At 61.2% G+C, this 13,266-nt stretch carries 9 protein-coding genes; 5 read left to right on the top strand and 4 right to left on the bottom strand.

Features of this window, described 5'->3' with window-relative positions; translation table 11 throughout:
- Positions 1–54 precede the first annotated feature (54 nt).
- Positions 55–687 (top strand): L-threonylcarbamoyladenylate synthase, encoded by a 633-nt coding sequence (locus ACP_RS04670; RefSeq protein ID WP_015896141.1) that lies wholly within the window; start codon positions 55–57, stop codon positions 685–687.
- Between the two features lie 77 nt (positions 688–764).
- On the top strand, positions 765–1,343 hold the full coding sequence (locus tag ACP_RS04675) for a YdcF family protein (protein ID WP_238525654.1): 579 nt from the start codon (positions 765–767) through the stop codon (positions 1,341–1,343).
- 89 nt (positions 1,344–1,432) lie between these two features.
- Here the strand turns inward: ACP_RS04675 and ACP_RS17185 are convergent, their stop codons facing one another.
- Entirely contained in the window at positions 1,433–2,293 is an 861-nt protein-coding gene (locus tag ACP_RS17185) for a DUF92 domain-containing protein (RefSeq protein WP_015896143.1), read from the bottom strand.
- A gap of 101 nt (positions 2,294–2,394) precedes the next feature.
- Here ACP_RS17185 and ACP_RS04685 point away from each other — a divergent pair, with 101 nt between their 5' ends.
- Entirely contained in the window at positions 2,395–3,954 is a 1,560-nt protein-coding gene (locus tag ACP_RS04685; RefSeq protein WP_148215036.1) for a YncE family protein, read from the top strand.
- 78 nt (positions 3,955–4,032) lie between these two features.
- On the opposite strand, the gene ACP_RS04690 is transcribed toward ACP_RS04685, so the two are convergent.
- Positions 4,033–7,884 carry an alpha-amylase family glycosyl hydrolase gene (locus tag ACP_RS04690; RefSeq protein ID WP_015896145.1) on the bottom strand — a complete coding sequence of 1,284 codons (3,852 nt, stop codon included), beginning with the start codon at positions 7,882–7,884 and terminating at the stop codon, positions 4,033–4,035.
- 92 nt (positions 7,885–7,976) lie between these two features.
- Here ACP_RS04690 and ACP_RS04695 point away from each other — a divergent pair, with 92 nt between their 5' ends.
- Both ACP_RS04695 and ACP_RS04700 read left to right on the top strand, forming a co-directional pair.
- On the top strand, positions 7,977–9,362 hold the full coding sequence (locus tag ACP_RS04695) for a nicotinate phosphoribosyltransferase (protein WP_015896146.1): 1,386 nt from the start codon (positions 7,977–7,979) through the stop codon (positions 9,360–9,362).
- A 63-nt stretch (positions 9,363–9,425) separates the two neighbouring features.
- On the top strand, positions 9,426–10,640 hold the full coding sequence (locus tag ACP_RS04700; RefSeq protein ID WP_015896147.1) for a glycoside hydrolase family 5 protein: 1,215 nt from the start codon (positions 9,426–9,428) through the stop codon (positions 10,638–10,640).
- On the opposite strand, the gene thpR is transcribed toward ACP_RS04700, so the two are convergent.
- Entirely contained in the window at positions 10,637–11,194 is a 558-nt protein-coding gene (thpR, locus tag ACP_RS17190; RefSeq protein WP_015896148.1) for an RNA 2',3'-cyclic phosphodiesterase, read from the bottom strand. The two genes, ACP_RS04700 and thpR, sit on opposite strands and share 4 nt — an antisense overlap.
- A 74-nt stretch (positions 11,195–11,268) precedes the next feature.
- Positions 11,269–13,143, bottom strand: coding sequence for a M61 family metallopeptidase (locus ACP_RS04710; RefSeq protein WP_238525655.1), 1,875 nt, complete (start codon positions 13,141–13,143; stop codon positions 11,269–11,271).
- Positions 13,144–13,266 lie beyond the last annotated feature (123 nt).

Raw genomic sequence — 13,266 nt, forward strand, 5'->3', positions numbered from 1 at the left:
GGAACCTCCGCTCACAGGGGCCGCGCTTCTTTGGGAGATGCCTTGTACGCAGAGATGCTGCGCATCCATCCGGATGAGCCAGAGCCTGACCGAATACAGTACGTGGTCTCTTGTATTCGCAGCGGCAAAGTTGTTGGCATGCCGACCGATACGTTCTATGGCCTCGCCGTAGACCCGGTGAACCTGCGGGCCGTGGAGAGTATCTATGAGCTGAAGTCGCGGCAGAAGCACAAGCCGCTATCGTTGCTCATCGCCAATCCCGGGCAGGCTTATGAACTGGCCCGCGAGGTGGACAACCACTTCGACCGGCTGGCCGAGCGCTTCTGGCCCGGACCGCTGACTGTGATCGTCAAAGCGGGCTCGCGCCTGCCGCTGCGCAGTACGGCCAACACGGGCAACGTGGCACTGCGTGTGCCCGACGCCGAGATTCCCCGCGCTGTGGTGGAGGCCCTGGGCCTGCCGATCACGGCCACGTCTGCCAACCTGCAGAACGCCGCCGAATGCACCTATGCCTCGTGCGTACGCGACCAGCTTGGCGAGCGCATTCCTCTGATTGTGGATGGAGGCCCGACTCCCCGCAGCCTGCCCACGACCATTGTGGATCTCTCGGCCGGAGGCGGGCAGTGGCAGATTCTGCGCGAAGGCGCTATTCCCACTTATGCCATCGCCCTGGCGTTGCAGCAATGATGGATGCGCACGACCCGGCACCCGCCGGAGCACCGAAAAGCCGCTCCGCCGCAGCCTCCGCCAGAGGACGCCAAAGGGTGATCCGCCTGCTGGGGGCTCTTTGCCTGCTGGGAGGTGCCGCGTGGACAGCTTGGGTCTACAGCCAGATTCGCTCCTATGAGACGCACGATGAGGCGCGCCCCGCCGGCGCCATTGCCGTCTTTGGCGCGGCAGAGTACGACGGAACGCCTTCCCCGGTGCTGCGCGCGCGGCTCGATCACGCCCTTGCGCTCTATCAGGAAGGGCTCGCTCCGCTGGTCATCACGCTCGGAGGCCGGGAGAACGGCGACACGCACACCGAGGGCGGAGTGGGTCGCGACTACCTGATGGCGCATGGAGTTCCCGAAGCCAGCATCATCGCCGAAACCAAGAGCGACGATACCGAAGAGTCCGTGGCGCGGCTGGCCGTCATCGTGCGTAAAAATCACATCGAAACGCTGGACGTCGTGAGCGACGGATCGCACCTGTTCCGGATTCATGCGCTTTGTGTCGCCGCAGGGCTGAAGGTTTTTACCTCGCCCCGCCCTGATTTGCGGCCCGCACCACTTGAGTACCTGATTCGCCGCCGGCTGCATGAGATTGCCAGCTACACGGCGTGGCGGCTGCATCTGCATTGAGCCACTCCGCAGGCAGTTGCCGATTATCAGTCCCCAGTTGGCAGTCCGCAGTTTTGAGTCAGAGAATCTCTTCGGCTCCCGGCACTCCACTACTTCAAGAGGCTCATGGCGGCAACGGCAGCGAGGGCGGCGGCGAGCGTGGAAAGAGTATTCACCGCATCGTTGTTGAGCCATCCGCGCCGCTCGATCCATTCGCCGAGCAGGCTGTCGAGGAAGAGTCCCAGGATGGCCGCGCCAAAGGCCAGGCCAGCCTCCCGCCAGTTCAGGGGCAATGCTACCCGGGCGACTTCGGCCACGATGGCGGCTCCGGCACATCCGCTGAGGGTTCCGGCAAGGGTGATGGCTCCGTCGGTGCCGGGCGGAACACGGCGCAGCGTGGTGAGCAGGCGCGGTTCACCGCCAATCACCTGCCCAATTTCAGAGGAAAGCGTATCGGCGGTGGCCTCGGCCAGCGCCGCAGTCATGGCCACCAGCCAAAGATGCGGCACAGGCGAATGCTGATAGACCAGCGCCATCGAAAAGGGCACGCCACAGAGAGCCGCAACCCCGAGGTTGGCCATTACCTGCGCGGCGGTACGTCCGTGCTTGTCCTCGGCGAGCCCGAGCTTCTCCTTGGCGGAACGGCCCGCGCGTGTGGCCAATAATGTAAGCACCAGCAGCGCTGCCAGTGGCCAGAGTGCCGTGCGCCGGCCGGGTGTCCAGAGCGAGAGGCTGGCGGCGACGATGGCTCCGGCGGCGGCTCCGCCCGGCGTGGCCGCACGCACCAGCCAGACAATAACGCCAAACATGGCGGCGATGCCAAAGGCGATGTAGACCCTGAGGGTGTCACCTGATTCCAGCCGATACCCGGCGTCCAGCAGCAAATGCGCGGCCAGAACGGGCAGAAAGACCAGCAAAACCGCCTTGGATTGCCAGCGGAGCGGCGGAGAGGGGCGCGGCGTCTGGTTCACCAGGAGGTCCTTTCTGGCTTTTCCCCTGTGCGGAGATCAAAGGGAGTTTGTACACTGATTTACAATCAAGTTCTACAGCACAACCGGTAGTGAGGTAATTTTTGCGAGTGCGAAGCATGGTGTGGCTGGCGGCCGGGGGGCTGCTGGCGGTAGTTGCAACCGTCGGTTGCGGCAATCAATATCAACCAGTCATTACCCCTATTCAGCCGACGGGGCCGGCCGGGCAGCCTACGGCGTATGCGCTCGTGACTTCAGAGCCGCACTATAACCTGCTGGATGTTCCAGCAGATAATCCGTGCATTCTGAACAACTCGGATACACCCCCGAGCCCACAAGCCTACACTGACCCCGGTGTAGCGACGCTGATCGATACGTCCGGCGACAGCATCATGAACACAGCGCTGATCGGCAACGGACCCATCAATATGGGCATGGACCCCACGGGCGGCCTCGCCTATGTGCCGAATTGCGATGGCACCATGAGCTACGTGGAAGCCAACAGCACGCTGCAGACCAACAAAATTCAGACCAGCACCTTCCTGAACAGCTACAACGGTGCCAAGGCCTATCCAGTGCCGAACAACGTGCTGGCCATGAACGGCACCATTTTTGTGACGGAGAAGGGCCACAACGCCATTGCCGAGATGAGCGCCAACGCGCCTCCGGCCTTGGAGCAGGAGATTCCCGTCGCTCCGGCCCTCATCAACCTGGTGGGCATTGACGACGCCCAGCGGATTTATGCGATCAGCCAGGGCAATTCCAGCACGGGCGGCAACCTCGCATGGGGCGCATGCAGCAATCCCTCGTCGGTCAACACCAACGGCGAAGCGGATGGCCTCGACCTGCTGATCAGCACGACCAACAAGGTCACAAGTGTCGCGAACCAGAGCATTTCGTCACGTCTGCCGCTCGGCGTTTGCCCGGTCTATGGCGTGATGTCAAGCAACGGAGAGCGCGCCTTCATCATGAACCGCGGCAGCGGCACGGTTACGGTGATCGATGCGCAGAAGAATGCGATTGACACCACTAACAACGGCTACCTGACCGGCAACGGCACGATCAATCTCTGCCCCGGGCAAACCAGCTGCAATGCGGGTCCGGTTTTCGCGGATGTCTATAACAACGGCCAGCTCATGGTCACGGCCAACTACGACAACAACACCATCAGCGTGATCGACATCAGCCAGGACGTCTACGGCAATGACAGCGCGACCTTCGGTAAGATCCTCGCTACCATTCCGGTGGGCGAGCACCCGGCGGCGCTGAGCATTCTGCAGAGTGACACTGATCCCCGCGTCTATGTGGCCGATCAGGGCACCACGAGCGGCAGCGGAAGCAACTTGACTTACAACGATGATGGCGCGGTTACGATCGTGAATCTGAACAATGATTCCGTCATCAAGACCATCTCGCTCGACATGAATCCGCGTGAGATTGCCTCGGTGTACAACTACCCCACGGGCAAGGTTCTGGTGGCTGGTCCAAACAGCCCGTTTGTCACGGTAATTCGCACTGATACGGACACGCTCGACACCACGATCGAAGTACAGGGCAACATCACGGGCCTGCGCACCAGTACACAGTATGCTGGCGCATCAAGCGAGGTGCTCTCCAACAACAGCATCATTGAAAGCCACGCGCCGGGTTCGGGCGAACCATAGAGCGCGGCCTGCTTTCGCAGACAATTCAAGAGGCGGTGGAAAGTTTCCACCGCCTCTGCTTTTTGCGCGAAAGAAGCGCTACTTGCCGGCCTTCTTTTTGGAGGCTTTGCCCGGCTTCTCTGCCGCCTTGCCGCGCGGACTGGTCTTGTTCACGGCGGCAGGCTTTGAGGCCTTGGCGCTGCCCTGGGAACCCGAGCCGGCACTTGCATCCGGACTCGGACGCCGTGACTTGCCCCCGTTCGCTTTGCCCGGACCCGCTTTGTCTGCTGAACCCGACTTCCCGGCGTCGGCCTTCCTGAGGCCAGACGAAGACTTCGCCGGCTTAGGCGGCGGCGTCACCATGGTATCGACGCAGTACTTCAGGGCTGCCATCTCCTGACAGGCCGCGCGCACTTCCGTATCGATTTCCGTTGCAATCCGGCGATCGGGCACCTTGCGTCCGCTCAGACGGCAGAGGCGCGGCATGCGGAGCCACCACAGCATCTGCTCATAAGACTCCCGAGCGATATAGGTGTGCCCCTGCCACTCGTTCCATCCCAGCAACCAGCGCATCTCAGGGTCTTCCCATTGTGCGCGAGTGAGGCCATAGGCCTGCCGAGACACGGGATTCTTTTCTGCGAGAAGCACCTGGCGAACGCGCGCTGCTGCGCGCCATCCCTCCTCGGGCGGCAGACCAAGATGGTGAAACGCCTTGGCCAGCGGGTCGCGGAATCGAAGGCCATCAAAGATGGTCCCGGCATCCAGCACGGGCTGCTTCTTCCCGGCGCCGGAAAGCGATTCCAGCAGCAAGGCCAGTGTGCGCCACGCCAGGACAGGGGCCCAGAGCGAGGCCGCCATAACTTCAGGGCTGTAGCCAGGCAGAATGCGGCGTGCCTCGGGCGGCCAAAGCTCAGGGAAGAGCGCCTCCGCGGAGGGCAATCGCAGCATGGCCGTGAAGCTCTCCTGAAAATCGGCTTCCATGGTGGCCGGATCGCGGAAGACAGGCAGCGTCTGCGCGGCTTTTTCCTGCAATGTCGATCCGCGCTCCAACTGCGTGCGATAGGCGGCCTGCGCTTCTTCGAGAAAGATGCGGACGAGCTGCCAGAGCGAGGTCAACGCCTCTCTGCGCGCGGTGCGGACCTTGGCGGCAGCGCGCGCATCCCCTACTGGCACAGGCTGCGCCGCGAGGTCGGCGAGGTGACGTACCACCGGCGCGTCCAGCACCTGGCGCAGGGCATCGTGCGCCGGTTGCAGCTCCAGATGCAGCAGGGCCTCGTCCAGATTGGGCACGCCTTCGCCCTTCAAAGCGTCGCAGAGGCGGTCCCAGGGCTGCTCGACCGTGGCACGCAGTTCCTGCCAATCGAGCAGCACATGGTATTCATAGGCCTGCAGCCGGATGCGGAAGCCCTGCCCGGCCAGCTCGCTGGCGCGGCCCAGATGCTCAAGCCCAGTGCTGGCGTCGCGATAACGCAGCAACAGGCTCGAGTCTCCGCCAAAGCCCAGCCCCTCCTGCAGGGACTGGCGGCGAAGCTGGCCCGACCCTTTGTCCGCATAGGCGGCCGAGATGTGGACGGTGCCCTCGGTCTCCGCATAACGGTTGTGATAGAGAACCAGTGCGCGCTCATCGCCCCGGCGGTTGGAGTAGGCGAAGACGTTCTCATCCACCGTACCGTCAGCGCGGTAGAAGTCATACAGCAGAAAATTGCCGCTCTCGGCAAAGAGCGAGCGCCGGTGCAGCAGCGGAGCAATCTGCCGCTCGTGCCGCTCCACCAGCCACGGGTTTGCGTTCTCTTCATAGCGAGGGCGGCGATACTCCATGCCGTACTTCTCGGTGAAGCCCTCGATCTGGCCATGGCCAAACATGGGCAGGCCCGGCAGCGTGGCCATGAGCGTGGCAACGCCAAAGCACTTGTCTCCGCTGCCGAACTGGTCAATGGCCGTGCGCTCGTCGGGATTGCTCATGAAGTTGACGTAGCGCTTCAGAATGTCCGGATCAAACTCAATGGTGTTCTTGATCACCGAGCGATACTTGGCATTCTCCTCATCGCGCAGCATGTTCATGAAGGCGCTGTTGTAGACACGATGCATGCCCAGTGTGCGGACGAAGTAGCCCTCCATGAGCCAGAAGGCTTCGGCCAGCAGCAGCGTGCCCGGCACCTCGGCCGCGACGCGATCCACCACTTCGCGCCAGAACTCATGCGGCATGGCGCGATTGAACTCCTCATCGGTCAGACCGTATTCGGCGCGCGAAGGAATGGCCCCGCTCGCGCCCGGCCCGGGGAACCAGAGCCGGTGGAAATGCCGCTTCGCGAGCGTCATAGCGGCGTCAAAACGAATCACGGGGAACATGCGCGCCACATGCAGAATGGTCTGGATCAGATGCTCGCGCACCGCCGGATTCAGATAATCGAGCTGCGCCGTGTCATTCCACGGAAAGCTGGTGCCGTCATTGCCGTGATAGATGTAGCGCACCTCGCCGGTGGCGCGGTCGCGGCGGCGAAAGACCACGGCCGCATCGGTCTGGTCATAATAGTGGCGCTCAATCTGAATCTCGACGCGGCCATCGGCAGAAAGATCAGGCCCGTCAAAGGAATAATTCGGATAAGGCGTGTCCCAGCGCGACAGAAACCACTCCGGATGTTCGACCACCCAGGGCGAATCAATGCCCATGTGATTGGCCACCATGTCGCTGGCCAGCCGGATGCCGCGCTGCGCCGCGCGGTCGCGCAGTTGGTTATAAGCCGCCTCGCCGCCCAGGTCGTCGGCAATGCGATAGTCAAAGAGCGAATAGGCCGAGGCCACTGCGTCAGCGTTGCCGCAAAGCTGCTTGATAGTTTTGCTGGCGCGGCTGCGCTCCCACAGGCCGATCAGCCAGAGCGCGGTGAAGCCGCGCCGGGCCAGCGCGTCGAGTTCTTCATCCGGAATCTGATCGAGCCGCTCGATCGCGCGGCCATACCAGCGCGAGAGTTGGTTGAGCCAAACATACGTGCTCTTGGCCATAAGCACAGTACGGGGCATCCATTCGACGTCCGCGCTGAATTTTTCATATTCCACGTCGCGCACGCCACTGAAGGTGGGCACTTCTGACTCGCTGACCGGGCCGCCCCCGTGCTGGCCGTGGCGGCGGCGCTCCTCGGCCAGGCGCGCCGGATCCCATGCGGGATGAAACTGCGTCCAGATGGCCAGCTCTTCCTCGTGCAACACTTCCCCGGCCACCATCAGCAGACGATCGATGGCCGATCCCAGCAAGCCGCCCCAGCGCTTGCGAATCACTGCAAGCTGATCGCGCAACGAGCCCGGGGCCGTGAGCGACGGCACCAGCAGCAGCCGCAGCAGGTCCATGGGGCTAGCGTCAGGAATAGGAATGAGCGGCCGCGTCGCGAAGTACTCCGGCAGGCTCTGCGCGGCCTGGCGGTAAATGGTGTGTTCGGCAAGCGGGGTGTCGTCAAACAGCTCCACAAAGGGCTGAAAGGCCGGATTGCGATTGGCCATCCAGAGCAGAATCATCTCTTCAAAGGCCACGTCGCGGTGCGATACGCCGTCGGTGGAGCCGGTGAGCCACTTCTCCGGCGTCTGCTCGCCGCGATAAACGGCGATGCCCGGGTAATGCTGCACAAAAGCCAGCAGCAGCTTTTCGACCTTTTCCTCATGAAAGCGGCCGGCCAGCCAGGCCAGCCCCTCGGTCATGACCTGCGGATCATACTGCTTGCGATACTGGGCCACGAGCGCATGGCAGGCCTCATCAATGAGGCCCATGGCATAGAGAGCGGCGGGGTGAACGCGCTGCTCGGGGTGGCGCTCCACATCGCGCACCTGATTCATACGATGGGCAAACTCGCGGCACGCAGGCAGGCTGGCAAATACGACATTCCCGTTGAATGAAAACAATGTCTCCGCAAATTGATAGCGCTCGCGGACACGGCGGGAGATGTGAAATTCAAAGATCGGCAATCTAGCCCCCAAAAAAGTTCTATCGATACTCTGTCTGATGCACAGGCTTACGATATTTGTAGCCGCGCCACCGGGCAGGAGGGTTGAGAGGATTGATCGTCAATTTTGCAGAACGTGCTCACAATCACAACTGGAGTCTCGACCCGATCATACGCTCCCTGCTCGATGTGGACTTTTACAAGTTATTGATGCTGCAGTTTATCTGGAAGCATTTTCCGTCTGCCAGGGTGACTTTCACCACCGTCAATCGCACCTCGCAGGTGCGGCTGGGCGACATGATTCTGCGCGAAGAACTCGTGCAGCAACTGGAGCATGTGCGCCGCCTGCGCTTTGGCCGCTCAGAGCTGGTGTGGCTGGCCGGCAACACTTTTTATGGCGTACGCGGCATCTTTGAGCCGGCATTTATCGAGTGGCTGGCCGAGGACTTTCGCCTGCCCGATTATGACGTGAGCGTGCGCGATGGCCAGTTTGTGCTCACCTTTGAGGGCCGCTGGACTGAAACCACCCTCTGGGAGCTGTATTCGCTCTCCATTTTGACGGAACTAAAAACCCGCGCCATGCTCAAGCATCGCGGCGAACTGGCGCTCGACATTCTTTACGCCCGCGCCAAGAGCCGCCTGTGGAGCAAGATGGAGCGGTTGCGCGGCGTTCCCGGGCTCAAAATCGCCGACTTCGGCACCCGCCGCCGCCACAGCTTTCTATGGCAGGAGTACGTCGTCAAGGCCATGCGCGACACGCTCGGCGAGTGCTTCACCGGCACGTCGAACACATTTCTGGCCTACAAGCATGACCTTGAAGCCATCGGCACCAACGCCCATGAAATCCCCATGGCGCTGGCCGCAATGGCCGATGATGAGTCGTCGCTGCGGCACGCGCAATACCGCATGCTCGAGCTCTGGCAGGAGACCTATGCCGGTGCCCTGCTGATCATGCTGCCGGATACCTTCGGCACAACCCAGTTTCTCGATGGCGCGCCCGAGTGGGTGGCCAACTGGACCGGCCAGCGCGTCGACAGCAAAGACCCGTTTGTTGCTGGGGATGAATACATCGCGTGGCTCGAAAAACATGGCCGCGACCCGCGCAAAAAACTGCTCATCGCATCCGACGGGCTCGACGTGGACGACATTCTCGCCCTGCACGCCTACTTCGCAGGCACCATTCAGAATGGCGCGCGACCGTACGAGTTTCGCTCTGCTGCAGATTTTCAGGACGCCGCGCGCTGGACGCCCGAACGGCGGCTGCGCTTCAGCGCGGGCTGGGGCACACTGCTCACCAATGACTTTCGCGATTGCGACCCGGAATCCAATAGGGACTTTGATCCCATCAGCCTCGTCTGCAAAGTGGCGAGCGTCAATGGACGGCCTGCGGTCAAGCTCTCTGACAACTACGCCAAATCACTCGGGCCGGCCAGCGAAGTGGCACGTTACCGCAGAATCTTCGGCACGGCCGGCATGGCGAACGTTCCAGCGATTGTCTGATAGACAATCGATTGCGCGGTTCGATAAAGTTGCGCTGGCATTTGGTTGTGAAGGAGTTCGAGGATGAAAAGAATCTGTTCTTCGTTGTTGTTGCTGATGTTTTCTCTGCCCGCCATGGCCATGACGGGGTTTGTGCACACGCAGGGCACGCAGCTCGTGGATGGCCAGGGAGCACCGCTGCATCTGCGCGGCATCAACCTCGGCAACTGGTTTGAGCCGGAAGGATATATGTTTCACTTCGACGGCGGCCCGCAGGCCCCGCGCGAAATTTATGACCTGACCAGGTCGCTGCTGGGGCCTGACCAGGCCAAGGTCTTCTGGCAGAAGTATCGCGAAGCCTACATCACCCGCAAAGATATTGCCTTTCTGAAGCGCGCCGGTTTCAACTCAGTGCGCGTGCCGATTGACTACGAATTCTTCACCACCGATAACTCCGCTGGCTTCCAGTTGCTCGATCAACTGGTGCAGTGGTGCCAGCAGGAAGGCATCTACGTCATCATCGACATGCATGATGCGCCCGGCGGTCAAACCGGCGCGAACATCGACAATGCGTGGAATTACCCCTGGCTTTACTCGAGCGTGGAAGAGCAGAACGAACTGGTTTCGGTGTGGACGCGCATCGCCAACCGCTACAAGAACAATCCCGCCGTACTCGGCTATGACCTGCTCAACGAACCCATCGCAAACTACCCCAGCATTGAGAAGTTCAACAAGGACCTTGAGCCGGTCTACAAGAAAGTTGCCGCGGGCATTCGCAGCGTAGACACGCACCACGTACTGATTGTGGGGGGCGCACAGTGGGACACGAATTTCTCGATCTTCGGGCCTCCGTTTGACTCAAATCTTATGTACACTTTCCACGCCTACTGGATGCCGCCAGTCAAGGCGTCCATCCAGAAGTATCTGGATTTTCGCGCGAAGAATCATGTGCCCATCTGGTTGGGTGAGTCGGGCGAAAACAAGGATGCGTGGATTGCGCAGTTTGTGAACACCCTCAACGCCAACGATGTGGGCTGGTGCTTCTGGCCGTACAAGAAGATGGATGCCACATCGAGCGTCGTAGACTTTGCGCGGCCGCCTCACTGGGATGAGATTGTTGCCTACGCCAAGCTGCCGCAGAGTACCGGCAACTCCAAGGCCCTCGAAGCCGCGCGGCCTCCGCAGGCGGACATCGACGCAGCCTTCGCGGGCCTGTTAAAGAACATTCGCTATCAGAATGAAAGGGTCAACCAAGGCTATCTGCAGGCGCTGGGGTTGCACGCCAACGCCGCACACTAACCGCGCAGCAGAAACCGTTCCATGACCTCGTAGCGCGAGCCAGCCGGCCCCGGCACCGACTCGTAAAGCACAAACTCTGACACCTTCACTGAGCCGGATGGATGCTCCTGAAAATGGGGCAATGTCCGGCTCAGAATTTCCTGCCACTCGGCCTGATCGCGGCGGCTGCGGCGGCGCGCCAGTGTCACGTGCGGATGATATGGCCGCTCCTCCGGCAGAAATCCGCAAGCGCGGCTCACCTTGACGACCGCGCGCTGCAGCGCATCCAGATCGGCATTGGGCTGCACCTCGGCCAGCAGCACGCCGGCGCGCTCAAAGAAGCCGATTCCGCGAATCTGCAGCGACGACAAACTGCCGCGCACCTGCGCCAACGCCTGCCGCAAACAGGCTTCCTGCGCGGTTGTCACCATGCCATAAAACTGCAGCGTCACATGCCACCCGTTGCGTTCGCTCCAACGCAACTGACCGTGCTGCGCGGCCAGCGCTTCGGAGCACTCCAGCAATTCAGGCACCTCCGCTGCGGGAATCGCAATGCCGGTGAAGAGCCGCTTCATCCCTGTTTCTCCTCTGCGAAGCAAAACGGCTGCCCCGCCTGCGCGGAACAGCCGTTACGGTTAAGATGCCGCTGTTAGAACTTCGGCAGCGGGCTCTTGCTGGGAGCAAGAATCTGGTCAAGGTAATCCGTCTTGCCGTCCACGCGCTCCAGGTGCGGAATGCGCAGACCACCGTAGTATGGAATCGAGACCGTCTTGTAGTCCTTGCCGCGACGGTACTGGATCTCAATCGGCTTGTGATCCTTCTCCGCCGCGAGAATAGCTTCCCGCAGTCCCTTGGCGGTATAGGCCTCGCCATTCACTGAGACCAGTTGCGTGTCAGGAACCAGACCCGCCTTGAAGGCCGGGCTTCCCCACCAGACGTTGCCGATCATGGCTGCGCCGCCACCATGAGGCGCGCCAACGGAAAGGCCCAGCGAAGTGGAAAAGTCCGCGAAGCCATACTTCGCAAACTCTGTCTGCTCCCACTCGATCGGCGTGTCGTTGTAGACCAGCTTGTAGCCGCCGCGAGTGATGCCGCCCTCGGGCACCTGCGGATGCAGATCGTAGATGCGCGTGCGCAGGAACTTGGCCCAGTCATAGGGAGCGACTGCGTTCAGGTCATTCACGATGTCTTGAAAGTCATACTGATCGGTGATCATGCTGCCGTTGTAGACGCCCAGAAACTTCTTGCAGAAGTCGTCGAGCGACTTCTTATCGTCGGTCAATTGGCGAATCTTTGTGTCCACTGACAGCCAGATCAGCTCGCCTTCGGTGTAGTAGTCCTCTGGGCGCTGCCAGCTCACCCAGCTCACTGGAGTGCGCTGCGAGATGATGGGCTGATTCGTCGTATCCACCAGAGGCCGCCAGTCGCGGCCCTTGCTGGCCTCAAAGCCAGCGGCCACGCGCGCAAAGATATCGCGCGTCTGCTCGGGGGTCCGCATCCCGGCGCGAGCCGTCAACACATTGCCCCAATACTGTGTCATGCCTTCATATACCCACAGCAGATTGTCGCGCATGGGCACGTTGAAGTTCGGGGTCCAAAGATCGTTGGGACGGCGGAACTTGCCATTCCACGAGTGCGTGGACTCATGCGCGAGCAGATCGCGCTCCAGCACGCCATCCTTCCAGTCGGTCAGGTAGTCTTCGCCTAATCCGTCTTCGCTGGACTGGTGATGCTCCAGGCCAACGCCGCCGACCTTGTTGCTCAACAGCAGCAGAAAGTCATAGTGCTTGTAGTGGTGCGAGCCGTAGAGCTTGTCTTCCTGCAGGGTAAGGTTCTTGTGAAGCTGCAGCTCTTCGGGAGTCATCTTCAAGTCTTCGGGCTTGTCCGCGAAGATGTTCAGATGCACCATGTCGGTCTTGGTCGGCGACAGGTCAAAACGTGCATAGTAGCGGCCGGCGTAGAGCGGCGAATCTACCAGAGTGTTCAGCGGAGTCTGCTGGAATTTCACCGTGCTGCCGTGATCTGACGCCGTTTCGAGCGCGGTGGCATACTTCCATCCATCCGGCAGGTGCAACGTCACATCAAAAGGAATGTCGCGCGAAAAGTATCCTGCCGGATACATGAGCACTTCGTTCCACTCAAGATCGGCCAGATTCTGGTCCATCTCAATGCGGCCCGCGCTGGGCTTGATGGGCGAGAGGTAGTCAAAGTCCACCCCAACGGTCTTGGCCCCCGGCGTTAGCGGAATATGGAACGCGTACATGTGGACGCGGTCTCGCACCCATTGCACTCGCTGGCCATCGACGGTCGTGATGATGCCGCCCAGCATCTTGATGGGGCCATCAGGCTCGTGATCGCCCGGCAGCCACTGCGGGTAAAGCAGAATCATCTGCTTTGCGCCCGGCACGACCGGAATCACCTCGTGCACATGCTCCACACGGTCAGTGAGATTGGTGATGTTCACATCGAGCTTCACCGGCCCCACATAAGGCTTGTCGAGCGGCTGGGGAATGGGGGGAGGCATCGGAACCGGCTGGGGTTGCGGTTGCGGCTGCTCCTGCGCAAGTGCGCAGGAGGCGAATACAAGACTGGATGCAATAGCCAGGCAGGCAATTTTCCTCATGAAAAGAAGTGTAACGCCAGCGAG

The organism is Acidobacterium capsulatum ATCC 51196 (genome assembly GCF_000022565.1).
Lineage (GTDB): Bacteria > Acidobacteriota > Terriglobia > Terriglobales > Acidobacteriaceae > Acidobacterium > Acidobacterium capsulatum.